Consider the following 26,211-nt stretch of genomic DNA (forward strand, 5'->3'; position numbering starts at 1 on the left):
TCCTGGATTTTACCACCGCGCAGTTTTTTTCGTATTCCCGGATTTCCTGGTCTACCTGATCTGTATCCACTTTCCGGGAGAAAAGCTGTATCAGCTGCTCCTTATCTTCAAAACCCCATTCATTCCGGAGCTTTTCGAATGTACTGTTGAGATTTTGTAGCTTTTCGGTAGCTTTTTCTTTTTTGGTTTTAAAATTCTCCAGGTTTGCCAAATTGGTTGCCGCTTTGCTTTTTGTATCATTCAATACTTTCTGTTTGCTATCCAGCAAGTTGGCTGTTTCCCGGATGTCTTCCTGAACCTTTTCTATGGTTAGTTGGATAACTTCTCTTGTTTTTTGAAGGTAAGCCTCGGTAAAATCCGGATCTGTGATCTCTTCCTGTTTGGCTTTCAGGGTACTGTTCAGCCCCAAAAGATGCTGCTCCACTTTCTGAAATTCTTTTTGATCCTGCTCTATCTGTATGCGCAACTGATCCAGCTTTTTCCTCAGCGTCCTGCTTTTAATTTGCAGGTCTTTCTGCTTCTGTACTTCGTCCTCCAATTTTTGCTGCATGGCTTGCAGGGTCTGCAAATCGGCGATTCCCTGTTTCCCAAGCTTTTGCTGAACTTCATTCAGCTGATCCTTTACCCGCTTGAGTGCTTCAGATTTATTTTGAATTTGCTGGTTTTCATTTTCTTTTTGAGTCTGCAGTAGCAGCAGGTCACGGGCCATTTGTTGGCTTTGGTCCAGTACTGTTGCCGCTTTACCCAGCTCACCTTTAACATTTTCCAGTAATTCCTTTGACTGGTCTGGATTGAGCGGGGAAGGATGCTCAGAAGATCCACATAAAGGGCAGGGCTCTCCCTCATTAAGAACATGGGCATGATGTTGCAAAGCTTTTTTCTCAATTAGTCGCTCCTTCTCCGCTTCAAGTGTTTGGATGGCAGTTTTCTGGGCTTCAACCCATTTGTCAAAATCTCCATATGTCTGGGGGAGCTTTTTGGTAATGGTTTCTATCTGCATAGCGTATTGCTGAAGGTGCAGCTCCATTTCTTTCATTTCTTCCCGGATCTCCAGGCCTTGCTCCTCAAATGTCTTCCAGTCCCTGGCATCATTTCTATACATAGCCAACAGTTCGCTGCCCCCGTTTTTTTCTGCCTTTTCCGCTTCCTGATCTGATTCAGTCCACTGTTCTTTAAGGGTTTTTTCCTGTTGCAGGGAGTTTTCCAATTGAGGTTTTAAGACATTTAATTTGTCCTGCGCAGCTTTAAGTTCTTCCCTGATGACCTGTATTTCCAGGACTTTTTTCAAATCCCTGATTTTAGCCTCCCTTTTGGACCTTTTATCGGCTTTTTCCTTCAGGTCCGCTTCTTCTCTCTCCAGGTTTTTGATCTCCTGTACATAACTCAATTTAAATCGGGAACAGTCGGTGAAGCCTACACTGGCTTCCTCCAGGTTCATTTCTTCCTCCTGGATTTTTTCCCAGACAGGCCACAGGTGGGTTCTGGCCTGAAGAAATGCTTTCAATTCCGTTTTCTTTTTATCTATATCAGGAATTTGCTTTTCCAGGATCTCCCAGGATTGCTTTTGCGCTTTGAGTTCCTGGTGCTTTTCCTTGATTCCCTCCATTTGCTGCAGCTCGCGGCTAGATAAATCAAAGGATTTTTTTTTATTTTCCAGTTCCTCCCCGATAAGGGACTTTTCATTCATTTTGTCGTTGAGCATTTCTGGAGACAAGTGTTCAAGGGCTTCCAATTTTGTTTGCAACTTGATCCCTTCTTCTTTTTCCCTTTTCAGGAGAGTACCTGTTTTTCCGGAAAGATCAAACCGTTCCAATCCAAATAGTTCTTTCATCATATCGGCTCGTGGCCTGGGTGTCAGATCAATGAATTCCCTGAATTTTCCTTGAGGAATGATAACCGTTTGCTTGAAGTGTTCTTTCTTCATGCCAATGATGGTCTCCGCCCGTTCGGCTATAGGAACCATTTCTTCACCTTGCCTTTTGTAAAAAGTATGCTCTGCTGGCCGGATGTCATCAAAGTTCTTAGGGTTTCTTTTGACAGCATACCTGGCCAGGTAGCTAAAGCTGTGGTTTTTTCCTGCTGTGAACTCAAAGTTGATCAGTAAAAGATCACTTTGCAGGTTGATCATGCTGTTTTTTTCTCCTTTATCAGAAAGCCTTTCGGTGCTGCCATACAAAGCCAGCAAAATGGCCTCCAAAATTGATGATTTGCCGCTCCCTACCGCGCCGAAAATGCCAAAAAGCCCGGCGGCCGTGAGTTGACTGAAATCGATGGTTTGGGGTTTTTTATAGGAATAGAGTCCCTGAAGGGTAAGTTTTATGGGAATCATTGGGTTTCATTTTGACTGATCACTTCTTTAAAAATAGCAATTAATTCGGGATTGGGTTCTTGCCCTTTTTCATCCTGGTAATACATCCCGAAAAGCGTAACCATATCTTTTTCCAGGTCTGCCACCTGCAATTGCTGGTCTGCACCGGATAATTTGTTCTTGATTTGCGGGATGAGGTTAATGATGCCATCATGTGCTTTCATCAGGCTACGCCTGGTAGAAGCATCGATCGAGTGTTCGGTTTCATAGGTGAGTTCCACAAAACAATTCGGATGCGCCTCCAGCCATTCGAAGGCAGTTTGCAGGTCTGCAAAGGTTTTTCGTTCCAGGCTTCTGCCCTGGGTAATCGGTATGGCTTCATAGCTAACCGCTTCTCCCGGTTTGGCATAAATGAGGACGACTTGTTTTTGCTGACCTGCTTCACTAAATGAATAAGCCAGGGGTGAACTGGCATACACCACGGGGAATGGTGTTTTGCTGACAGCATGGTAACGGTGAAGGTGGCCAAGGGCAGCATATTGTACCTGATCAGGGATGTTGTGTGTGAAGAGGGCCTGGGTTCCCCCGACATGGAGGATAGGGCGCTCACTTTCTGGCTCGGGTTCCGGTTTTTCTCCCTCCTTCAGGAAGAAAAAATGGCCCAAAAATAAATTGACACCTTTGTCGTCACAGTATTTTTCTGCCAGGGTTTTCCACCTGCCCGCCAATAAACTCCTGAGTTCTTCCTCCCTGTCCTTTTCACCCAGATAGCTGCGCAGTAATATTTCGTTGGCATAGGGCGCGAGTAGTATGCGGACCGGAAAATCCACCTCGGGCAATTTCAACGATACAAACCCGGTATCTGCATCGAGGATTTCCAATCCATTATCCAATTTTCCCTTTGGGATAACTGTGTCGTATTTTCCATAAAAGAAAATTCCCATTTCCCTGGCCAGGGGATCCGGTGCTTCAATAAACTGGGTGGAATCATGGTTTCCTGAGATGGCAATGACGGGACGTTTTCCGTAATTGGAAAGTTTTCGGAGTGTGCGGTAAAGTAGCTCTACGGCTTCATGGCTGGGGTTGAAATTGTCAAAAATATCTCCTGCGATCAAAACCAGGTCTACATCATTGCCCTCTGCAATGGCAACAATTTCTTCGAGCACCAGCACCTGTTCCTCATATCTGGAAACTTCCTGAAGCTTTTTGCCCAAATGCCAGTCGGCCGTATGTAAAATTTTCATCTGTTTTTATTATTTTTCAAAGGTCCTATCTAGTCCCGTACCGAGGTTTCCCCAATTCGGGAGCAGCCCACAATGATAATCACCCCTCCGTGTGTCCTTATCGTCATGCTCGATTTCAAGTCTTCAAAAATGAACTGCTAAAACATTAATTAAAGTTTCAATTTACGCCAAACCAGGGGTAGGGCAATAAAAATTCATGAAATTTTAATGACAATATGGGTGGGTTTTTAATAAAAAATAGTAAAATTGGATTTATAAAGCCCCTATTTGCTTTATGGTTTGGTAGGCTGGTTGTAACCGATGAAATTTATGAAATTAATTTTTGGAATATTGATGATCAGCCAGTTGGCTGTAGTTTTTTCTTCAAATGCCCAATCCCCTCTTACAGCTCCGGATTCCCTGTTGATCATACAGGAGGGGATTGCCAGCTATTACGGTACCAGGTTTCATAACCGCATGACAGCCAACGGGGAGATTTATGACATGTGGGAATTTACTGCGGCTCACAAGCACCTTCCCTTTGGCACCCTGCTAAAAGTCACCAATAAAAAAAACGGTTACCAGGCAATAGTTCGGGTAAATGACCGCTTGCCCAAATCATCCAGACGTATCATAGACCTTTCTAAAGGTGTGGCCGAGCACCTGGACATGGTGAATGACGGGATTGTGCCGGTAAGCTTGGAATTGCTCAGCCACCATGCCATAGATTGGGTTAGAAATCAGTACAGGGAAGTGCCTCGGGACATCCGGTTGAGAAGCTATTTTCATGGGATAGCCTACCAAAAGGACCAGGAAATCATCAAGAAACCATTGAGATAGACGGATAGAGGTATAAGTTGTATTTTTTGAAATTATTTTCGGCATAAAAAGGTTTTCTCACCAGAAATCCTGGCCAGTCCAAATTTTATATCAGGTCCGGTACAGGTCTATGGTCATTACAGATTATTGTTTTACTTTTGAAACACGAACCCCTATTAAACACCTTTCTATATGCGCAAAGTGAAAGCCAAAAAGCACCTGGGGCAACATTTCCTTACGGACTTGCATGTGGCAGAAAGGATTGCCAATTCGCTTTCAGGTCACATGCAGGTAAAAAAGGTGTTGGAGATAGGTCCGGGTATGGGCGTCTTGACTGATTTTCTGGTACAGCAGCCCTGGGAATTATTTCTTTTAGAAATAGATGAAGAGTCTGTGGAATACCTGCAGGAAAAATATGCCGATCCTGCCGTAAAAATAATCAAAGGGGATTTTCTTGACCGCAAGTACCGAACCTTATTTGAGGAGCCTTATGCCATGATTGGCAATTTCCCTTACAATATTTCCAGCCAAATTTTTTTCAAAGTTCTGGAGGAAAGGCATCATGTTACCGAAATCGTAGGGATGTTACAAAAGGAAGTAGCCGAAAGGATCGCTTCAAAAAAGGGCAATAAGACCTATGGCATATTGAGTGTATTGCTTCAGGCCTTTTATGACGTAGAGTATTTATTTTCTGTACCCCCTGAAGTTTTTGATCCACCGCCGAAAGTAAATAGTGGGGTGATCCGCCTGAAAAGGAATTCCACTGGCCAACTTGCCTGTGATGAAAAGCTATTTTTCAGGTTGGTCAAACAGGCATTCAATACCCGAAGAAAAACCCTTCGCAATGCTTTAAAGCCAATGGGGCTTTCGGAAGTATTTAAAAATGAGCCCATGCTGGACTTGAGGGCCGAGCAACTCGGGGTGGAAGAATTTGTTTATTTAACCCAACAACTGGAAGCATCTTGGAACCAATAAAATCATTTGAACTCTCCAAAGAGTACTTGGAGGCTTTAAGGGAAAGCATAGAAAATGAAAACAGTGTTTTCATTCAGGAGTCCATGCAGGATGCCAACAGAGCAGATGTGGCTGCTCTGTTGGATGAGCTGGACATGGAGGAGGCACTTTTTGTGCTGCGTGCCCTGGATCTTGATTTTTCTGCCGATATCCTTATTGAGCTGGATGAAGATTCGCAGTATAAGGTAATCACCACCATCCCTCCCGAAGAACTCGCTACCCTGATTGATCACATGGATTCTGATGACGCGGTGGATGTCCTCAACCAATTGGTGGTCAATGATAGGGAGGCAGTCATCAGCCACCTGGAGAAGAAAGAAAAATCCCTGTACATTATTGAACTGCTACGATATGACGAGGACAGTGCGGGGGGCTTGATGGCCAAGGAGATCATCAAAGCTAACCTGAACTGGACGGTGGTGCAGACGATTGAGGAAATCAGGAGACAGGCAGAGAATGTGGAAAAGATTTTTTCCATCTATGTGGTAGACAACAAGGAAAAACTTCTGGGTCGGATTGCGCTAAAAAAATTAATTCTGGCCTCATCTGATACCAAGGTGGCGGACTTGTATGAGGACAATATCATTTCCGTGCCTACCTATATGGAGGGAGAAGAAGTGGCAGAAATCATGCGCCGGTATGACCTGGAGGCAGTACCGGTGGTAAATGTAAAAGGCAAACTGGTGGGCAGGATTACGGTGGATGACATTTTAGACCTTATTCGTGAGCAGGCAGAGGAAGATATTCAGGCCATGACTGGTTTCTCTGATGATGTAGAAGAATCCGATTCCATATACCGGCTTTCCAGGGCCAGGTTACCCTGGCTGCTAATTGGTATGGTGGGGGGACTGATGGGAGCAGGTTTTATTGGATTTTTTGAAGAAGGCTTGAATGCGGTTACGGCTTTGGCCTTTTTTATTCCCCTGATAACAGCTACAGGAGGCAATGTGGGCATACAATCTTCTACTTTGGTAGTGCAAAGTCTGGCCAATAAATCCGTTTTTGAAGACAGCCTCACCAGGCGATTTTTTAAAGTCTTGCTGGTTGCAGTGTTTAATGGCCTCGTATTGGCTGCATTTGTGTTTTTTACGGTGGTATTCCTATACGGGCAGGAGACTAAATTTGGATTGGTGGTAGGCATTGCCCTGTTTAGCGTCGTCTTGCTTGCTTCCTTTATGGGCACATTGACCCCAATTATTTTGGACAAAATCGGTATCAACCCAGCCATGGCCTCGGGTCCCTTTATCACCACTGCCAATGACTTGTTGGGTTTAGGCGTTTACTTTGGGGTTGCAACGCTTTTGTTAAACCTTTAATTAAAACATGAGAATACTCATCATCGATCAAATGCATGAAAGCATTGTCCCATTATTGGAGGAGAAGGGACACCAGGTAGATTACCAGCCTTCCATAGACAGGAAAGGAATTATGGCCTGTCTGGGAGATTATGAAGGTCTGATTATTCGTTCCAAGACTCCCATTGACAGACCATTGTTGGAGAAAGGACGGGGTTTACAGTTTGTGGCCAGAGCCGGGGCAGGCCTGGACAATATTGACCTGGACTACCTGGAGGAAAATAAGATAGCCCTGTACCATGCACCGGAAGGCAATCGGGATGCAGTGGCAGAGCATGCTATCGGCATGCTTTTGGCTTTGTTTAACCATTATATCCAGTCAGACCAGCAGGTTCGTAGCCGGATTTGGGACAGGGAAGCCAACAGGGGTGAAGAATTGGCCGGCAAGACAGTAGGTATATTTGGTTTTGGCAACATGGGGGAAGCCTTTGCCAGAAAGCTACGAGGCTTTGATGTGGAAATCCTGGCTTACGATAAATTCAAGAAAGGTTTTGGAAACTCATGGGTGAAGGAATGTGATTTCAACACCCTACAGGAAAAGGCTGATGTTTTGAGCATCCATGTACCACTTACGCCTGAGACCAGGTATTTTTTTAGCAGTGATGTGATGGCTGGTTTTAAAAAGCCTTTTTACCTGATCAATACGGCCAGGGGGGAGGTTATTAGTATGGATACCTTGAATGAAACTTTGCAAAATGGCGTTTTGAAAGGGGCCTTACTGGATGTGTTGGAAAAAGAAAAACTACAAGCCTTAAGTGCAGCGGAAAGACTTTCATTCGAAAAACTCACCCAGAGGAATAATGTAATTTTTTCGCCCCATGTAGCCGGATGGACACGGGAGTCATACCTCAAAATCAACCAGGTTTTGGTGGCCAAAATCAGTGGTACCTGGATGGGGTAATGGTCTAATAAAAGGGCAGTTAAATTGTAAAATAGGAATTCTTACTTTATCTTTGTCTTTACAAAATACAGGAAGCATAAGGAAACGGTCTCAAAGTTGAGACCGTTATTTTATTTAATGTCAGGCTATTAATTACTGGATATGGGAAACATACAATATTACACAGAAGAAGGTTTGAAGAAACTGAAGGATGAACTTCAGCAACTGAAAACCAAAGGCAGATCTGATATTGCAAGGCAGATTGCGGAGGCCAGGGACAAAGGAGACTTGAGTGAAAATGCAGAATACGATGCTGCCAAAGATGCTCAGGGACACCTGGAGCTAAAGATTGCCAAACTGGAAAATGTACTCGGCAATGCCCGGGTGTTGGATAACTCCAAAGTGGATACTTCCAAGGTCAGTATCCTTTGTACCGTTAAAATCAAAAACATTAAAAATGGCATGACGGTAAGTTATACTTTGGTATCTGAGGAAGAAGCCGACTTGAAAGCCAATAAAATTAGCCTGGCATCTCCTTTCGGAAAAGGTCTGTTGGGTAAAAAAGTAGGTGAAATTGCTGAAATCCAAGCACCTGCCGGTAAACTTGAATTTGAAATATTAGATATCAGTTACTAAATTCCATCCCGATTGCATTGCATCGGGATTTTTTGTTTAGAACCATTAAGCTCCTGAATCATGTCTTCCATATTTACAAAAATAATTAATAGAGAAATCCCTGGATATATTGTCGCAGAGGATGAACATCACATTGCTTTCCTGGATATCATGCCTTTGGTAAAAGGCCATTTATTGGTAGTGCCCAAAAAAGAAGTCGATTACATTTATGACCTGGATGATGCATTATATGCCAGCCTGCACCTATTTGCCAAAAAAGTAGCCAAAGCCCAGGAAAGTGTCGTGTCTTGTACCAGAATAGGCGTAGCGGTTATTGGCCTGGAAGTTCCCCATGTCCACATTCACCTGGTGCCATTGAGGAGTATGGATGATATCAACTTCAACAGGCCCAAATTAAAAGTTCCCAAAGTAGAAATGGAGGCCTTGACCCAAAAGATTAAAACCGCATTTGATAACGCTTGATGACAAAGGGATTTTTTGCCCCCAGGCGGGAATCTACATAGACCCCTGGAAACCCGTCGACAAGGCCGTCATTACCCACGCGCATGCCGATCACGCCCGTTGGGGTATGAAACATTACCTGGCACAAGACCAATCCAAAGAAATTTTAAAGTACCGCCTGGGTGCAGACATACAGCTGGAAACCCTGCCCTATGGAAAGCAATTAAGTATAAATGGGGTAAAGCTTTCTTTACATCCGGCCGGGCATATCCCCGGATCAGCTCAGGTCAGACTGGAATATCAGGGGCAGGTTGCTGTGATCAGTGGAGATTATAAAACCGAAGCGGATGGCATCAGCAGCCCATTTACTCCAATATCCTGCCATATTTTCGTTTCGGAATGCACCTTTGGATTACCCATATACCGTTGGGAAAATCAGGAGAAGGTATTTGCAGACCTGAATCAATGGTGGTGCCGGAATGCCAAAGAAGGACTTTGCTCGGTGGTTTTTGCTTATTCCCTGGGAAAAGCGCAGCGAATTCTCAGGCACCTTGAGCTGGATACCGGCCCTGTATACGCACACGGGGCGATATGGAATACCAATGAGGCACTGGCAGCAGATGGGTTTTTGTTGCCGGAGGTGCAAAAAATCAGTCGGGAAATGCCCAAGGAAAATTACAGAAAGGCTTTGGTATTGGCCCCACCGTCTGCTGCGGGAAGTCCCTGGATGAAGCAGTTTTTTCCTTATAGAACGGCCATTTGCTCGGGCTGGATGAATATCAGGGGCACCAGAAGACGGCGGGCTGCGGATGCCGGTTTCGTATTGTCCGATCATGCAGACTGGACAGGGCTGAATAAGGCCATAGCGGCCACAGGAGCCACCAAGGTTTATTTAACGCACGGCTCCAAAGAGCCATTTGCCAGGCATCTTCAGGAGGCTGGGCTGGATGCGGAAGCCCTGGACACCCTTTTCAAAGGAGAGTCTTCCGATGCCGGCGACGATTGATCATGTCATTTGTCCAAACATTCTTTTGAAAATTGCCTTTTTTATTTCGGGATTTGGTGGGGGCTGGTTAACTTTGCGCATGGCCGAACAGATTTTGATTCTTGATTTTGGTTCCCAGTACACCCAACTCATTGCGAGGCGTGTTCGGGAACTGGATGTATATTGTGAAATTCATCCTTTCAATAAAATTCCACCCCTAACTGCTGACATCAAAGGAGTAATCCTTTCCGGGAGTCCCTGTTCGGTAAGAGATAAGGGTGCTCCGGACCTGGACCTGGATATTTTCAGAGGAAAGATCCCCCTATTGGCTGTTTGTTATGGAGCGCAATTGATGGCCCAAAAATACGGGGGGAATGTCACTCCCTCAGAAATCAGGGAATATGGCAGGGCCAGTCTTTCTCATTTGGACACCCATGCAGCCCTCTTCAAAGAAATGACGCATGGCTCCCAGGTTTGGATGTCCCATGGGGATACCATAAAGGAACTGCCTGAAGGATTTGACATTATCGCCAGCACTCCCTCGGTAAGAATCGCTGCCTATAAAATTCAGGAAGAAGAAACCTATGGTATTCAGTTTCATCCCGAGGTAACCCACTCTACGGAAGGGAAGAACCTATTGAGGAATTTTGTGGTGCAGATCTGTGATTGTTCTCAGGATTGGACATCAGATGTATTTATTGACATCACTGTGGATGAATTGAAAAAAACGATCGGTCCGGACCGGGTAGTAATGGGACTCTCCGGAGGAGTAGACTCTTCTGTGGCTGCCACCTTGATTCACCGGGCCATTGGAGACCAGCTTACCTGTGTGTTTGTGGATAACGGGCTGCTGCGGAAAAATGAATTTGAGGAGGTGTTGGACTCCTACAAAGACATGGGATTGAATGTGATCGGCGTAGATGCCAGGCAAAAGTTTTATGATGCCTTGAAGGGTATTTCTGATCCGGAAGGAAAAAGAAAAGCCATAGGAAGGACATTCATTGAGGTTTTTGACCAGGAAGCCCATAAAATCCAGGGAGTCAAGTGGTTGGGGCAAGGAACCATCTATCCCGATATTATCGAATCTGTTTCCGTCAATGGCCCCTCCGCTACCATCAAATCCCATCACAATGTGGGAGGATTGCCCGATTTCATGAATCTGAAAGTGGTGGAACCATTGAAAACCCTGTTCAAGGATGGTGTGAGAGAGGTAGGAAAAGCCCTGGATATAGCGGATACCATCATCGGTCGCCACCCCTTTCCCGGTCCTGGACTGGGCATCAGGATATTGGGGGATATCACTCCGGATAAGGTACAGACCCTCCAGGACGTAGACCATATTTTCATTCAGGGATTAAAAGATGCCGGCCTGTACGACCAGGTTTGGCAGGCGGGAGCTATCCTATTGCCCATTCAGTCAGTGGGGGTTATGGGTGATGAGAGAACCTATGAAAGGGTGGTGGCCCTTCGCGCGGTATCCTCCGTTGACGGCATGACTGCAGACTGGATCCATCTCCCCTATGAGTTTTTGGGGAAAGTTTCCAATGACATCATCAATAAAGTAAAGGGAGTCAATCGGGTGGTGTATGACATCAGTTCCAAGCCTCCTGCTACCATTGAATGGGAATAAATACCTACAAAAATCTGATAATGCAGACATGCGAATGTTTCCAGAACCTTTAAATCCGAATTTCAGTTTCCTATAAAGGTATCTTTTAAAAAAGGTATGAAATTTGACTATCAATGCCTGTAAAAATATGCCAATCATGAAAATAGCACTATCCATCATCTTTTTATTCATTTCTCTGGGGGGTTTATTTGCTCAGGAGGAAATAGCAAACTACAAGCAGGCCAAAGTATTCATTGAAGAGGGAGAACATGTAGAAGCCATGGAGCTTTTGAGGCCTTATCTGGATGAGGAAAAATATGGTGCTCTCTCCGGCTTTGCAAGGTATCATTTTGCCCGCGCAGCCTACGGCAACAGGCAGTTTGAATTGGCCAAAAATACCTGCCTGATGCTATTGGAACAGGATAATTGGTCAGGAGAAGATGAAGCCAGGTACCTGCTTGCACTTTCCCATTTTCAGCTCTCTGCACCTTCAGAAGCATTAAAGCATATTGCTGCCATCTCTTCGGAAAACATAAAAAATGAGGCTTACAAAGCCACTTTTGAATTTTTAAAAGTAAGTTCTTCCAGCGTCCTGTCCGTCCAATATGGTCAATATCCGGATAATAAGGGTTTGGTAATGGCATTAAAAACCATACTTGAATCTCAGGGTTCCCTGTCCTCCACTGAGCGCAACCTTTATGAGGAAATCCGAAGAAGGGCTTTTGAAATAGTGGACAGTGGTGAGGATGCCAATAAGGATAAGGTCCTGGATATCGCAGTGGTTTTGCCTTTCAATTATGAGGGCGGTTCGGGAACAGCATCGCTGGGCGAAAATAATTTTGTTTTGCAATTGTACAAAGGCATCCAACTGGCACTGAAGCAGGCAAAAGATGATGGTGTGGATCTAAATTTTCAGGTTTTTGATACCGAACGCAATGCAGAAAAAGTAAGGGCAATACTCGGAGATCCATTTTTGAAAAAGGCAGATGTCATTTTAGGCCCGATTTATCCGGAAGAAACAGCATTGGTTGCGGAATTTGCCAATTTGTACCAAATCCCTCAAATCAACCCACTTTCCAACATGGATGAAAATATTAAATCGTCCAACTACTCTTATTTGTTCAGACCCTCTGTTCAATCCATCAGCCAGAGAGTCATTGATTACTGCAGGAGATTTGAAGGGAGAAGGATTGCACTGGCTTATTCCGGAGCAAGCAGGGATGAACAATTGGCCAACTTATTTACAGAGATGGCCAGAAGAAGTGGCCTGCAGATTGTTCAAAGCCAAAAGGTCAACACCCCGGATATGCGGGACTTTTTTGAAAGCCTGGGTTTGGGCAAAGATGAGGAGCCGAAAGTAGACATGATGGTGATCTTTTCTGATGACCCCAACGTGGCTTCTCCGGTTTTTGCCATGGTGGAATCGCTTGGCCCTGGCATTCCGGTGGTGGTCATGGAAAGCTGGCTGTATTTCAATTTTGCCAACTACGAAATGATGGAAACGCAAAATTTTCATTTTGTGGGCAACAATACCGTGGATTTCAATGACGAAATTCTGAATAATTTTAGAGAACGTTTCATGGATACTTACAAAACCTATCCCTCCTCATTTGTGTACATTGGGTACGAATTGGCAGACTTTGTCTGCCAGATGATTAATGGAAGGGAAGGATTTGATTTTCGGGAAAATCTGGATAGAAGCGGTTATCAGGAAGGGAAATTAACATTCGGGTTTGATTTTACCGGACAGAGATCCAACGATTACGTACCCATTTTGAGGCTGGAAGAAGGAGTATTGACCATTGAAGAAGAATAAATCACGCATGATTACAGAAAAAAGCAAACAACTTTTCGAAAAAGCCAAAAAATTTATTCCAGGTGGCGTAAACTCCCCCGTCCGGGCTTTCAAAGCAGTCGGAGGAAACCCCCTGTTTATTTCCAAAGCGGATGGACCCTATATTGTGGATGCAGATGGCAACCGTTTTATAGAACTGATCAACAGCTGGGGTCCTATGGTCCTGGGCCATAATCATCCAGAAGTAAAGGAAGCGGTAATCAAAGCCATGGAAAATGGAACTTCTTTTGGAGCCCCCACCGCCATGGAAGTAGAAATCGCAGAGTTGATCACAACCATGGTACCCTCGGTAGAAAAAATAAGAATGGTCAATAGTGGTACGGAAGCCACCATGTCCGCCATAAGGGTTGCCAGAGGATATACAGGTAAGGATAAATTCATCAAATTCGAAGGGAACTACCATGGCCATGGCGACAGTTTTCTGATTGCCGCTGGTTCTGGTGCCATTACCATGGGAAATCCGGATTCCCCGGGAGTCACTAAAGGGACAGCCATGGATACGCTGTTGGCCCCCTACAATGATTTGGAAAAGGTCAGGTTATTGGTAGAGGCCAATAAAGATGAAATTGCTGCCATAATCCTGGAGCCGGTAGCTGGAAACATGGGCTGCGTTTTACCAAAGCCGGGCTTTTTGGAAGGGTTGAGAAAAATTTGTGATGAAGAGGGTATTGTCCTCATTTTTGATGAGGTGATGACCGGATTCAGGCTTGCCAGAGGCGGAGCTCAGGAAGTCATGGGTGTAAAACCTGACCTGACTACAATGGGTAAGATTATAGGTGGAGGAATGCCGGTAGGTGCCTATGGAGGAAGAAAAGAAATTATGGAGTTTGTGTCACCGGATGGACCAGTGTATCAGGCAGGAACCCTTTCAGGCAACCCCATAGCCATGGCGGCTGGATTGGCCATGCTGCGCCACCTGCACCAAAACCCCGCAGTTTATACCCGCCTGGAACAAACCGGCAACACACTTGTCAAAGGCATTCATGCCAGCCTGGATAAATTGGGCTTGCCCTATACCACCAACCATATCGGTGGCATGTACAGCCTTTTCTTCACGGATAAAAAGGTCAGGGATTTTGCTGATGCCCAAACTTGTGATACGGGACTTTTTGGTAAGTATTTCAAGGCCATGCTGGATCAAGGCATTTACCTGGCACCATCGCAATACGAAAGCCTCTTTCTATCTACAGCCTTGGAGCAGGAGCACCTCAGTCAAATTCTGGAAGCCAACGAGTTGGCTTTAAAGCGTCTATAGGGCCGGAATGACCTAGGGAGAAACCTTGCTTTCCTATTCGCTGTTTGCTGAATCTTCAACCGATTGGGAAAAGAAAGGAACAGTAGTGGACAGGTTAATCGAAAAACAATAAGCCCTGTTGAGAGGCTATCGATGTAAGAAATTGTGGAAAAGCTAACGTCAAACCAATAAAACAGCAAATGGCCGAATTAATAGATTCATTCGACTCCTCCGGTGAATTCGGAAGGTACGCGTATTTTGCGGTTTGCTTTGAGCAACTTCCTTCCAGTCTCGGATTTGAAACCCCACTTAAAATGGGTCGGGCACAGATGGAAACAGTGCTGGAGACGATCGACCTGCCATCGCAGGAGATGGAAGTCATTTTTAAATATTGGGATACTGAAGACACCAAAGAGCTAGACACCGAAGAAGATTTTCCCTACCAACACCTGCTGAAAAGCAAATCCAGGAAATTACTCATTTGGGTCTCGTTGGAATTCGATCAATTGTATGTGGACACATTGTATGATGCGTCGGATCTGGAACTGGAAAAGTGGGTGATGGGCACCAACCACAAATTAAGAGCGAAATTTGGCTCGGATCAGAACCATGGCTTTAAAGTTATGTCAAAAAATGACACCCGCTTTTTCACGGAGGAAGTAAAAACAGAAAACTTCAAATGCGATATTCAAAAAATGTATAACGATGACTTTGCAGAAATAAATGAGCTTATCGAAAACGCATTGGAGGTGGATAAGGCAGGGTTGATTTTGCTGCACGGCCTGCCGGGAACAGGTAAAACCTCCTACCTAAAAAATTTGATTAGCAGGCATCATAAAAAGAGCTTCATCTTTATACAGAATGAATTTGTCAATGAATTGCTGCACCCCAACTTTATTTCCTTCCTTCTCAAAAACCAAAATGCCGTTTTAATCATTGAAGACGCAGAGAAAGTACTGACAAGCAGAGAACAAGTGAATGAAACCTCGGTGGTTTCTACCATTCTGCAACTAACGGACGGGCTATTCAGTGACTATTTGAATATTAAAATCATATGTACCTTCAATACAAGCATTGACAAAATTGACAAAGCCTTGTTAAGAAAAGGCAGAATGATCGCCTACTATGAATTCCAGCCGTTAATTTCCGAAAAAGCCGATGAACTACTTAGGGGCTTGAACCATGAATCGAACGGTACAGAGATGACCCTGGCAGATATATTCAACTACAAGAAGAAGGATTTTAACCAGACTAAAAAAGGGAAAATTGGTTTTCAGAAATAATTCTAAGGTTATATTTGGGAACAGGTCTGTCAAAGGATTTGGTGGCAGGAATTGTTGAGGATTGTTTACCTCAGACAAAAGCCTTCCCGAAAAGTTGGGCTGCACCCTGTTTAATGTCTGAACCGACCAAGGTACATTTTACATCAGCAAAATGAATTAACCAACGGGTAAATTTAAGTTTATTGCAAAATTTAAAACCATGAGCAAAAAGCGAATTTTCTTCACCGGAGGATCCGGAAAAGCAGGAAAACACGTGATCCCTTACCTCCTTGATCAGGGATACCGGGTGATGAACGTAGACCTGAAACCCCTGGATCATCCCGGGGTCGATAACCTTATTGCCGACATTACCGATTCAGGGCAGATGTTTAATGCCATGAGTTCCTATGCCGGCCTGGATGAGTTGGAACCGGGAAAGGGTATCCCAAAATTTGATGCAGTGGTTCATTTTGCGGCGGTGCCCCGCATCCTGATTAATCCGGATAATGAAACCTTTCGGGTAAACACCCTCGGTACCTATAATGTGATTGAAGCTGCTGTGAAGCTAGGCATTAAAAAGGTAATCATTGCTTCCTCCGAGACCACATACGGGGTCTGTTTTTCAGACGGCCAAACTGACCCCCATTCCCTGCCTCTAGAAGAAGACTACGACGTGGACCCCATGGATAGTTATGGTCTTTCAAAGGTGGTAAACGAGAAAACAGCACGCACCTTCCAACGACGTTCAGGGTTTGATATCTATGCACTGCGAATCGGAAATGTGATCGAGCCCCATGAATATCAGGAGCTGTTCCCCTACTACTTCAAGCATCCCGAAGTGCGTCGCCGAAATGCTTTTTGCTATATCGATGCCCGTGACCTTGGGCAAATTGTGGATTTATGCGTGCAAAAGGATGATCTCGGATTCCAGGTTTTTAATGCCGGAAACGATCACAATGGAGCGATAATCCCCAGCAAAGAATTGGCGAAACGGTTTTTCCCCGGCGTTCAGCTTACCCGTGAATTGGGGGAACATGAAGCATTGTTTTCCAATCGTAAAATCCGAGAAGTGCTAGGATTTAAGGAGCAACATAACTGGCGGAAATACGTCTCCGGGTATTGATTGCAGGGCTTAGCCTTCTACCAAACCAGCAACTTTGATTCTACCCAGGAGTCCTACTGTGTGATTGGGGGGCAGCACATTTTCACTCCAAGTAGTCATCTGCCCTCTTTAGTACCAGTATGATCACAGTCTTACAGGCAAAGTGGGACATTGGGCAGGAATAGATCTTTTTGTTTATATTCGTAAGCATATAAGCATGAATCCCGAATACATAAAAATAGCAAGAATAGTAAACAAAAAGACTTCAGGGAAAGGAGAAGATTACTATACCGTTTGCTGGATTCAAAATTCGGTAACCTCCTTCGAGATCAATAGGACATCTTACCAGGACGTAAATAATTCAATTTTTTTCTTGCGGCCCGAAGTTGAGTGGACGATTTTCAAGAGTGATGACACAAAATCATCCGGATATGTTCTTTATTTACCAAAATCTGTTCTAGATCATCCTACTTTTAAAAATCTGCATATAACTGAAGTTTGTCTGTTTAGCAATGGTGAAATCCCCAAAATAAACCTGGCTCCCGGTATTGAAAAGCGGATCCAGTCTATTCTGGAAATGCTCGACGAGTTGATTAGTACCAACCTTAAACACCGCAAAGAAGCCATTCTTGCCTTGTTGAATACGTTTTTTGTGTATTGCGATGGCAAATGTAACATAAAATCAGTCATATCTGATACGAGTTCGAAATCGGCGCTGGTCTATAAATTTAAAAAAGTAATTGACCGGCATATTTCTGAATACCATCAGGTGAGTGACTATGCTGGTATGCTTCACGTGTCGAATAAATACCTGAACGAATGCGTAAATGAAGTACTAGGCGTGAACGCCAAAAGCCTTATAAACGAACAACTTGTTATGCGTTCGCGGCACGAATTAAAATTTTCTGACAATTCCGTCAAGGAAATTGCCTTTGAACTTGGGTTTTCATCCCCGGACTATTTCAGTTCCTTTTGTAAAAAACACCTGGGGCACGCACCTTCCGAATTCAGGAGGTTATAAGAACTCAAATTCTAAGGTTTTACCGTAAAAATCACATTCCCCCTAGAATTGTGTAACGTACCTTTGAATCAAAAGGTACATCATGAAAAAATCAGTTGTCATCGGTGCCACCGGCACCATTGGAAGCGCTGTAGCACGGTTGCTCAAAAAAAAGGGATACCAGGTTCTGGCGGTTTCCCGAAAGGGAGATTACCCGATGGATATGGAAAATCCAACATCCATCAACCAGTTTTTTTCCGGGGCAGGCGATCTGGATGCCGTTATTTGTGCAGCGGGAAATGCCAGTTTTGGTGCTTTTTCTCAACTAACAAACGAGCAAATTGACCTCGGAATCAAAAGTAAATTGTTGGGGCAGGTTAGAGTCTGTCGTAGCGCATTAAAGTCGTTAAAACCCAATGGGATTATTATGCTTACCGGGGGAATACTGGCACAGGATCCCTGGCCTGAAACGACAAACATAGCCATGGTCAATGCCGCCATCGAAGGATTTGTCCGGGCGCTGGCACTTGAAATGACTGAAGGACGCAGAATAGTGGTGGTACATCCTCCTTTAGTAAAAGAAACTGCCTTAGCGATGGGGATGGATGGATCACTGTCGCCAACCGCATCGGAAGTAGCACAAATATATCTTAAAGGAATAAATAGTTACGAATCTGGAATTGCTATGTATGTTAACCCGGATAAAGAGCATCAATTGAACCAATAAAAAAGTAAACGATGGATAGAAAGACATTTATTAAGAAAACAGGTGTTGGCGCAGGGCTGGCATTAATTCCTAACTTGAGTCGTGGTGGATCTGACGCTACTGAAATCAAGCAACCTGCGGGAATGGATCCGAAAATAATCAGAGACGACGCCGGTACCGTGCTCAATGTAATTGGAGATGTGCAAACGCACAAACTGGTAGGAAGTGATACGGACAACCAAATTGTGGAATGGGTAGATGATGTAGCCCCCGGAGTAGGAATCCCACCCCATATTCATTCCAAAGAGGATGAAATATTCCGAGTCATCAAAGGGCAAATTGAACTAATGATTGATGGCAAAAAATCCCTGTTGAAAGCCGGTGACATTGCCTTCGCTCCAAAAAATATGGCCCATTCGTGGACCGTAACAGGAACTGAAAAGGCTAAAATGATTACCAGTGCTTTTCCGGCGGGCATCGAAAAGATGTTTGAAGAATTGGCAGACTTGCCACCCGGGCCACCCGACTTTAGCCTGGTGGAGAGAATATGCGGAGATCACGGAGTCACCTTCGTTTAGGTCTACCATCGCCACATCCCTGCATTCGCGTAGCCGGATGAATCCAGCTTGAATGCAGGGGTGTGTTTCATTTTCCTATGATCATCCCCTTGAGGGACCAAAGTATTTCGAGGACGTCTTTTTTGGTCTGTGCATCCTTTCCATGTTTGTCCAGTACCATGAATATATCATCCATGGTCTCCATGTATTCTTCAGCGCTAATATTCATCCCTCTGTGGGTCGTTTCCATCGTTCTCCCGTTATATACCTGCGGGCCGCCGCTTCCGGTTATAAAGAAATTGACCGTATGGGACTTAACCCTGGCCAAATTTTCAGGCTGCTCTAAATAAGGAGTGAACCTCGCGGATATTACGGGATTGTTCATGTGTGCTTCTACTACATCATCTACAATTTTAATAATACCTTCTTCTGCACCTAATCTTTCAAATAATGATACTGACATACTTTTGGGTTTTTTTATCTGTTTATAAATTCGTTTCTTTTGTAAAAATATCACTATTAGGGAAGTATATTAGGTATAATTATTTCAAATAAATGTAAAATTTGACCAGATATGAAATAATTAAAATAAATTTCTTTTAGTGATGTATCGCCAGGTTGTATTCCTTTGGGGCAACCCCATACATTTTATGAAAACATTTAGAAAAGTAGGACGAACTGGAAAAACCGCATAAAAAAGCTGTTTCCGAGACTGACTTCATTCCGCTACTCAGTATATCCAAAGATTTCCCCAATCTAAACTTATTGAGGAATGTGCTGGGTGCACAATTAAACAAACTCCCTGACTTCCGGAATAGTTGAGACCTGCTTAACCCAAGACAGTATGCAAGGTCATCGATACGCAATTCAGGACACGCAAAGTTCAATTCCAAATAATCCAGTAATGCGTGGAGGAAAACCAACTCTGATGCATTGATTGATACAATTTCATTCATATTGTGACCAGAATCCACAGAATTATCGCAATACATATCGAGAACCACTGAAGAAATCGAAAATCCCTTTCTGAATTCACATAATCTTCGGGAAGATCGGATAGTATCTTCAAACATGGATTTACTTTCAACTACTGGAATACCAGCATCTAGTCCTAAATTTAAGGTCAGATGTGGGAATTGAATACCCAAATTATTCAAGGCAAATAAGCCGCATTCTACTGACTTTCCTGCGTTTTTGAAGGAAGCCAGAAGATGGCGACCGTCCTGCCAAACCACTGTTCCGCATAACACGTGAATTGACTCAATGATCTTGATTTTATAGCTCCTCATGGATGATGTCAACCCTTCAAGCTGTGTAATGTCAAGCGAATGAAACCCTATTTGTGCTGATAGCAAAAAGCGAAAGGCAGGTTCGTCTATTGGGCTCAATTCCTCTCCGATAACGGCTTTCGGGTCTTCCATTCTTCCAAGATCTTCCATTCTTCCAAGAAATGACTCAACCAGAGCAGCATCTACTTCAATAATAACATGTGGTACTTGTCCATGTGCGTGGTCATGCATTTGATGTACGGATGCTTCATCAGGCGCTTCCACCAGGCAAAAGGCTGTATTTCGCTCACCATCGAACCAATAGGTCAGCGCCCGGCAATTGAACTCATCTTGAATCTTTAGGTCTTCCTGATGTAAATTGGCTACATTTTCAGCAGTGACTCCCGCAGACAAATCGTGCCGATCCATGTATATAGGCATCATTTTTAAGGTGGATGAATACCCAAGATAGGGTTTTAGTTAGGTTATTTAGCCTTTATCTCAAAAGATTGACTTCTCGGAACAGGCAAGGTTTCCTATTTGGCATTTTGCAGGTTCAACTAATTGAATCAAATGGTCAACATTAGGGGCGGTCAAACCGTATTGATCATTGAATAGTTGGATTACCCGGAACCTTAAGCTGATAAGTCTGAAAACAGGAAGAACCAGGAGACCGAGCTATTTTCTTTTTGGAAATGGTATAATTGTTTTATACCCTTATTTCATCAGCCCTTTTTGATTACACGTGCATTCATCGAAAAATTAGTTCTCAATTGTAAATTAAATGTAAAATGAAAAAAACCAGAAATGCCATCCTGGGACTGGCATTGATCTTCGGTCTGGATTCCTGCGGGGTCAATCAGGCCTGGATACTCAACCAGAATCAAAACAACACCCAGGTAAACCTTGGAAGCAATAACTTTCAGGTACTTGGTCAGGTCAAGGGAGCGGCTGAAGTCGAGTATATCCTTGTCTTCGGAGGAAAGAACCGAAGAAATTTATTCAACGAAGCGTATGCTGCCATGATTGAAGAGGCCGATCTGCCCTCGGGTTCACGAGCCATTACCAATATCCTGACAGAGGAGCATGTGGGTGGTATCCCCCCGTTTTATTACAAACGCACCATCACCGTAAGCGGTACCGTCGTTGAGTTTACCAGGTAATCGTTTGTCGGCCAGGATGCAATGCATTGGAAATTAACACATAAGGACAGAAGGCAGTAGGCCTTTCTGTCCTTTTTTCTTGCCCTTCACGTCATTTTCTTTTACAATTTATTTAACTTCGGAAGTATTCCCCTGCCACAAAATGAATGGGCTGTAGTTACCTGCGGCTTAGTACTAGAAATTCAGCGTTAAAGGAAGTCGCTTTTGGTCGTATAACATCCAATTGCCTGGATTATGGAATCAACGCAAGAAATACACTCAAGATACATGGATACCTGGATTCCATTGCTTCAGGAATTGGTTTGGCCAATCACCATACTGCTTATATTATTCTTTTTAAGAAAATACATACCCCAGTTACTGGATCGAACCACAAAAATTGGTGCATTGGGGGTCGAACTGGAGTTTGAAAAAGCAAAAGAATTTTCATCTACATGGAGCAATGAATTCGTAGGGGACATTCGAACAGGTGTGAAATCAGATGATTTTTCCAGCGGTGTCATGGACCTGATGGAGCAATTTAGCAAAGAAGGGAGTTACGACTACGCAGGTATAGATATCTATGGGGGCAAAGCCTGGTTGACCTCACGATTGTATATCTTTTCGACGATTTTGTCAAAAGCGAGGGGAATTAACTACTGGGTATTCGTTGACTCCCATGATTCGATTCACAAAAAATTTATTGGTTATATAGATTCCAGAAGCTTGCGACTGCAATTGTCGGATCATTTTCCCTTTCTATCCAAGGCCTACACGGAGGCATTGCTGGAAGTTTTTCCGGATGGAGAGGACAGCATGAAGGCGGCTGATACCTGGAAAATTACCCAACTGGTGAAGCAGTTTTTGAAAGGCATTCAAAAGGCCTATAACGGGGTGCCAATTCAAAGTGCGGATCGACAGGAGATAGAAAAGGGCTGGGTGCTGCTGAAAGACAAGGTAACCCTCGAAAAAGCCCGGTTTATGGACATCAATGAACTGAGAGCGATTTGTGGTGAATGGATACTTACCGATGCCATTCGAAACCTGGAAAATACCTCTCCGGAGCAATTGTCAAAAATAATTCTTCTTTGTAACGAAAGGTTGATACCACTTCTTGACTCGGAAAACCAGTTTGAGAACATGGTGGATGTAGTCCATACAAAAAAGAATTTGATTAAAAATGGACCTCTGGGGCAGAATATCGCTGACAGCCGCTGAAAGCTGACCGCAAGAGATTAACGTTTGGTAATACCTAAAGCCATTGGTTTCCTGGAGATTGTTCCTTTATCGACTGCCTTTGTCCCGACCGGTAACGGTCTGCGGTGTCTGACTGATAGTTGACTGAAATAGCCCATTTCTTAAACCGGAAAACCGGTAGTACCCCTCAAGACAGGCAGGCAGAAGGTGGGCTATTCTAAAAAAATCAATAACTTAGGACCTGTAATTGTTAATTTCCAATCGCCCACCTGCCGGCGAAACAAAACCGATCGATGATCAACCCGAAATCCATTGCCGTCTTGCCTTTTGTCAACACATGCCCTGGAAAGGAAAATGAATTTTTCTGCGATGGCATCACGGAAGAAATCATCAATGCACTGGCTAAGATAGAACAGCTGAAAGTCACCTCCCGTACTTCCAGTTTTTTCTTCAAGGGGCAAAATCGCCCGGTGTCAGAGATTGGGAGGGAATTGGGGGTGGCGAACCTGCTCGAAGGCAGCTTGCGGGTGAGTGGCGATCGCCTGCGCATCAGTGCGCAACTGATCAATGTCTCGGACGATTCCCATTTCTGGTCCGAAAGCTGGGACCGGAAGCTGGAAGATCTATTTGCCATACAGGATGAAATCAGCCTTCGGATCGCTGACAAGCTTCGGGAACAATTTGGGCATCTGGACATTGCTGATCAGCTTGTGCAGGCGCCTACTCGAAAAGTGGATGCATACCAGCATTTCTTGCAGGGTAAGGCACAGTTAAACCAGTGGAATCCCGAAGACACCAACCAGGCCATCGGGTATTTTGAAAAGGCCCTACAGATCGACCCCGACCTGATCGACGCACATACCGGACTGGCCGATGCCTACAGTTTTTTGGCGGTTGCCGGCTTTGCGCCGCGCGAGATTGCCTGGGCCAAAGCCATCGAGTCCATTCAGCGGGCCAAAGCCCTTGATCCCCAAAATGCGCCACTGAACTACCTACTTGCCAACCAGGCTTTCTTTACCGAAGCCAATTTTGGCCAGGCCATGCGGTATGGCCAGCAGGCGATCGCCAGTAAACCTACCTATGCCGAAGGTCATCAATTTCTGTCATTTCTTTTTATGCTAAAGGACGACCTGAAGAAAGCAGGCGAACACCTGCGCTATGCCCGGTCCATTGATCCGCTGAACCCGGAAACAAAATTTTACCAGGCCTATTATTTTTATCGTTCCCTGGACTTTGAACAGGCTGAAGTGTTGCTGGATGAACTCCTGGCAGCCAATTCCAAAAACCTGCCTGCGCTCATTACGCTGATTTATGTACTTTTGAAAACCCAAGCCTTTGAGCGGGCAGAGAGGTTAATTTTCGAGTCACCTCAGGATGGAATCATGCCTGATGAAAAACTCGGATTGACCTGCTTGCTTCAGGTCATGCAGGGGGAAAAAGAAAGCTATACCCCGCTGCTGGTTGAATTGGAAACCAATGCTTCCGGAGACACATCCTTTCAGGCGCATGCCTATTTGTTTTTCGTGTATTGTGCCCTTCATCAGGAGGACCAGGCATTTTCCATCCTGGAAAAACTATTCCAGAATCAATCTTCCATTCTCTTACTAGCCTTTGGTGATCCCCTGGCCGATTACCTGCGTAGCAGCACCCGATTTGAGGAATACCGAAAGCGGATTTATGCAGATGCCGTGCCTGCCACCACGTCTGCAAGGCGGAACAGCGCAGAACTCAGCGAATCGGAGGCAGACCAAAGCCTTCAGAAACTGGCCGATTTCATGGCTGCCGAAAGCCCCTTTCTGGATCCCTCCCTTTCCCTACGCTCCCTGGCCAGCCAATTGGAAATGCACCCCAACCAGCTTTCCTGGCTGCTGAACGAAAAGCAAGGCAAAAATTTCAATGCCTATATCAATGCGTTTCGTGTGGAGCACTTCAAAACACTGCTTGCAGATCCCCAAAACGCCTATATTTCGCTGATCGGACTGGCCTACGAAAGTGGTTTCAATTCCAAAACGGTTTTTAATACGGTTTTCAGAAAAGAAACTGGTATGACCCCCAGGGAATTTCAGAAAAACAGCAGTTTACGGGACAAATGAGTTCCGGATTATAATTCCGAACCTCTTTAACATTTTTCCGGACTTTTGTGCGGCTTCCATGGACCATCTTTGTTCCGAAACAACGAGGAACTGTCATGAACAAAGAAAAAATGCAAGCCATCAGGGTCAGGAAGTACGGCCCAGCTTCCGTTCTGGAGGCAACATGGGTGGCCAGGCCTCAGCCCGCAGCGGATGAAGTATTGGTGAAAGTCATCACTTCTTCGGCTACCACCGCAGACGCGATGATGCGTACCGGTAAGCCCTGGTTTGGCAGGCTCATTATCGGACTAAGGAAACCTAAAAGCCCCATACCGGGAACCGGATTTGCCGGTTACGTGGTAGAAACTGGCAGCCAGGTTCGAAATTTCCGGGTGGGGGATCCGGTTTTCGGCGAAACCACCATTGGATTTGGTGCCAACGCCGAATACCTGCGCCTAAAAGCCAATGGAGTACTCCTGCCGCTCCCCGAAACACTGGGTTTTTTGGAGGCGGCCAGCTTCTGCGACGGCCACCTGACGGCTTACAATTACCTGAAGCGTCTTGGTGGAGTAAAACCGGGCGATCAGGTATTGATCAACGGTGCCTCCGGAAGCCTGGGAACGGCCGCGGTACAGATTGCCCGCTACCTGGGCGCAGAAGTGACTGCAGTTTGCAGCGGCAGGAATGCAGGCCTGGTAAAATCACTTGGAGCCAACCATGTGGTGGACTATACGAAAGAGGATTTTACGAAAAGTGACCGCCGGTACGACCTGATCTTTGATACCCTGGGTAAACGCTCCTTTGCGGACTGTCGGCGGGTATTGAAAAAGGAGGGTACCTATTATTCTCCGGTTCTCAAGTTTTCACTACTCGCCCAAATGCTGTTTACCCGCTTCTTTTCGTCTAAAAAGGCGGTTTTTGAAGCGACCGGTTTGCTTTCTGGCGGTCAGCTTAGGGGCCTGTTGACTGAGGTGCTGGAACTGCAGCAAGCGGGAAAGCTACGGACTGTGATTGACCGGCAATATCCGCTGGCAAGGCTTTCCGAAGCACACCAATACATCGACTCCGGACATAAAAAAGGAAACATCATTATTATCAACTCGGAGGATTTTACCTCCTTTCAATCAAAACCAATTCTTAAACAACAAACAACATGAAAAACGTACGGAATGCAGTTATCGCCCTGACTTTAGTCATCGGGCTGGGATCTTGTGGGGTCAACCAGGCCTGGGTCCTGAATCAAAACCAAAACAGCACCGAGGTGCACCTGGGGAGCAATAATTTCGAGGTCATTGGCCAGGTCAGCGGCGCGGCTTCGGTAGACTACGTATTGATTTTCGGTGGAACGAAACGCACCCGTCTCTACAACGAAGCCTATGCGGCCATGCTCAAAGAGGCGGACCTGACCTCCGGAAGCCGTACCATTACCAACGTACTTACCGAAGAACATGTGGGTGGGGTCCCTCCCTTTTACTACAAGCGCACCCTGACCGTGAGTGGGACGGTGGTGGAATTCACCAAGTAAAGGTGGATACGGATATTTCGC

Annotated in this window: 24 protein-coding genes; 20 read left to right on the forward strand and 4 right to left on the reverse strand. The window is 44.9% G+C overall.

The features are described 5' to 3' along the window. On the reverse strand, positions 1-2,329 hold a 2,329-nt coding region (locus HUJ21_RS07620; RefSeq protein WP_291368425.1), incomplete at its 3' end, for an SMC family ATPase. Continuing rightward, a complete protein-coding gene (gene sbcD, locus HUJ21_RS07625; RefSeq protein WP_291368427.1) occupies positions 2,326-3,552 on the reverse strand; it encodes an exonuclease subunit SbcD in 1,227 nt (408 codons plus the stop codon). The genes HUJ21_RS07620 and sbcD, both read right to left, overlap by 4 nt. A 309-nt stretch (positions 3,553-3,861) precedes the next feature. On the opposite strand from sbcD, the gene HUJ21_RS07630 reads away from it, so the two are divergent. The 15 genes from HUJ21_RS07630 to HUJ21_RS07700 all read left to right on the forward strand — a co-directional run bounded on the left by HUJ21_RS07630 (position 3,862) and on the right by HUJ21_RS07700 (position 19,007). Then, a complete protein-coding gene (locus tag HUJ21_RS07630) occupies positions 3,862-4,371 on the forward strand; it encodes a septal ring lytic transglycosylase RlpA family protein (protein WP_291368429.1) in 510 nt (169 codons plus the stop codon). Between the two features lie 171 nt (positions 4,372-4,542). Further along, positions 4,543-5,325: a 16S rRNA (adenine(1518)-N(6)/adenine(1519)-N(6))-dimethyltransferase RsmA gene (gene rsmA, locus HUJ21_RS07635; RefSeq protein ID WP_291368431.1), complete on the forward strand. Its 783-nt coding sequence runs from the start codon at positions 4,543-4,545 to the stop codon at positions 5,323-5,325. Further along, positions 5,313-6,680, forward strand: a complete 1,368-nt coding sequence (gene mgtE, locus HUJ21_RS07640; RefSeq protein ID WP_291368433.1) for a magnesium transporter — start codon at positions 5,313-5,315, stop codon at positions 6,678-6,680. The genes rsmA and mgtE overlap by 13 nt, the downstream gene beginning before the upstream one ends. A gap of 7 nt (positions 6,681-6,687) precedes the next feature. Continuing rightward, positions 6,688-7,620, forward strand: coding sequence for an NAD(P)-dependent oxidoreductase (locus HUJ21_RS07645; RefSeq protein WP_291368435.1), 933 nt, complete (start codon positions 6,688-6,690; stop codon positions 7,618-7,620). Between the two features lie 141 nt (positions 7,621-7,761). Then, positions 7,762-8,235 carry a transcription elongation factor GreA gene (gene greA / locus HUJ21_RS07650; protein WP_291368437.1) on the forward strand — a complete coding sequence of 158 codons (474 nt, stop codon included), beginning with the start codon at positions 7,762-7,764 and terminating at the stop codon, positions 8,233-8,235. 60 nt (positions 8,236-8,295) lie between these two features. Then, entirely contained in the window at positions 8,296-8,697 is a 402-nt protein-coding gene (locus HUJ21_RS07655) for an HIT family protein (RefSeq protein WP_291368439.1), read from the forward strand. After that, positions 8,684-9,682: a ligase-associated DNA damage response exonuclease gene (locus tag HUJ21_RS07660; RefSeq protein WP_291368441.1), complete on the forward strand. Its 999-nt coding sequence runs from the start codon at positions 8,684-8,686 to the stop codon at positions 9,680-9,682. The genes HUJ21_RS07655 and HUJ21_RS07660 overlap by 14 nt, the downstream gene beginning before the upstream one ends. A 79-nt stretch (positions 9,683-9,761) precedes the next feature. Further along, positions 9,762-11,291, forward strand: a complete 1,530-nt coding sequence (gene guaA, locus HUJ21_RS07665; protein WP_291368443.1) for a glutamine-hydrolyzing GMP synthase — start codon at positions 9,762-9,764, stop codon at positions 11,289-11,291. Positions 11,292-11,427: 136 nt separating this feature from the next. After that, positions 11,428-13,086 carry an ABC transporter substrate-binding protein gene (locus HUJ21_RS07670; protein WP_291368445.1) on the forward strand — a complete coding sequence of 553 codons (1,659 nt, stop codon included), beginning with the start codon at positions 11,428-11,430 and terminating at the stop codon, positions 13,084-13,086. 7 nt (positions 13,087-13,093) lie between these two features. Next, positions 13,094-14,380, forward strand: a complete 1,287-nt coding sequence (gene hemL, locus HUJ21_RS07675; RefSeq protein WP_291368447.1) for a glutamate-1-semialdehyde 2,1-aminomutase — start codon at positions 13,094-13,096, stop codon at positions 14,378-14,380. A gap of 179 nt (positions 14,381-14,559) precedes the next feature. Then, on the forward strand, positions 14,560-15,642 hold the full coding sequence (locus tag HUJ21_RS07680; RefSeq protein WP_291368449.1) for an AAA family ATPase: 1,083 nt from the start codon (positions 14,560-14,562) through the stop codon (positions 15,640-15,642). Between the two features lie 199 nt (positions 15,643-15,841). Next, positions 15,842-16,744, forward strand: coding sequence for an NAD(P)-dependent oxidoreductase (locus HUJ21_RS07685; RefSeq protein WP_291368451.1), 903 nt, complete (start codon positions 15,842-15,844; stop codon positions 16,742-16,744). Between the two features lie 196 nt (positions 16,745-16,940). Beyond that, positions 16,941-17,744, forward strand: a complete 804-nt coding sequence (locus tag HUJ21_RS07690) for a helix-turn-helix domain-containing protein (RefSeq protein WP_291368453.1) — start codon at positions 16,941-16,943, stop codon at positions 17,742-17,744. Between the two features lie 82 nt (positions 17,745-17,826). Beyond that, positions 17,827-18,450: a short chain dehydrogenase gene (locus tag HUJ21_RS07695; RefSeq protein ID WP_291368455.1), complete on the forward strand. Its 624-nt coding sequence runs from the start codon at positions 17,827-17,829 to the stop codon at positions 18,448-18,450. Positions 18,451-18,461: 11 nt separating this feature from the next. Further along, complete coding sequence (locus tag HUJ21_RS07700) at positions 18,462-19,007, forward strand: cupin domain-containing protein (protein WP_291368458.1); 546 nt, start codon at positions 18,462-18,464, stop codon at positions 19,005-19,007. Between the two features lie 67 nt (positions 19,008-19,074). On the opposite strand, the gene HUJ21_RS07705 is transcribed toward HUJ21_RS07700, so the two are convergent. Together HUJ21_RS07705 and HUJ21_RS07710 are read right to left on the reverse strand one after the other, a co-directional pair. Then, the gene (locus HUJ21_RS07705; RefSeq protein WP_291368460.1) at positions 19,075-19,449 is read right to left on the reverse strand and encodes a group 1 truncated hemoglobin; all 375 of its coding nucleotides are present in this window, start codon (positions 19,447-19,449) and stop codon (positions 19,075-19,077) included. Between the two features lie 136 nt (positions 19,450-19,585). Beyond that, positions 19,586-20,698, reverse strand: coding sequence for a nickel-binding protein (locus tag HUJ21_RS07710; protein WP_291368462.1), 1,113 nt, complete (start codon positions 20,696-20,698; stop codon positions 19,586-19,588). Between the two features lie 347 nt (positions 20,699-21,045). Here HUJ21_RS07710 and HUJ21_RS07715 point away from each other — a divergent pair, with 347 nt between their 5' ends. The 5 genes from HUJ21_RS07715 (at position 21,046) to HUJ21_RS07735 (ending at position 26,190) form a co-directional block, all read left to right on the forward strand. Further along, complete coding sequence (locus HUJ21_RS07715) at positions 21,046-21,417, forward strand: DUF6567 family protein (protein WP_291368464.1); 372 nt, start codon at positions 21,046-21,048, stop codon at positions 21,415-21,417. 267 nt (positions 21,418-21,684) lie between these two features. Then, on the forward strand, positions 21,685-22,614 hold the full coding sequence (locus tag HUJ21_RS07720) for a hypothetical protein (protein WP_291368466.1): 930 nt from the start codon (positions 21,685-21,687) through the stop codon (positions 22,612-22,614). Between the two features lie 272 nt (positions 22,615-22,886). Further along, positions 22,887-24,686 carry a helix-turn-helix domain-containing protein gene (locus HUJ21_RS07725; protein ID WP_291368467.1) on the forward strand — a complete coding sequence of 600 codons (1,800 nt, stop codon included), beginning with the start codon at positions 22,887-22,889 and terminating at the stop codon, positions 24,684-24,686. Positions 24,687-24,781: 95 nt separating this feature from the next. Continuing rightward, complete coding sequence (locus tag HUJ21_RS07730) at positions 24,782-25,822, forward strand: NAD(P)-dependent alcohol dehydrogenase (protein WP_291368469.1); 1,041 nt, start codon at positions 24,782-24,784, stop codon at positions 25,820-25,822. Further along, positions 25,819-26,190, forward strand: coding sequence for a DUF6567 family protein (locus HUJ21_RS07735; RefSeq protein ID WP_291368471.1), 372 nt, complete (start codon positions 25,819-25,821; stop codon positions 26,188-26,190). Before HUJ21_RS07730 ends, HUJ21_RS07735 begins: the two co-directional genes overlap by 4 nt. Positions 26,191-26,211: the final 21 nt, after the last annotated feature.

Source organism: Cyclobacterium sp. (assembly GCF_014762705.1).
Classification (GTDB): Bacteria; Bacteroidota; Bacteroidia; order Cytophagales; family Cyclobacteriaceae; genus Cyclobacterium.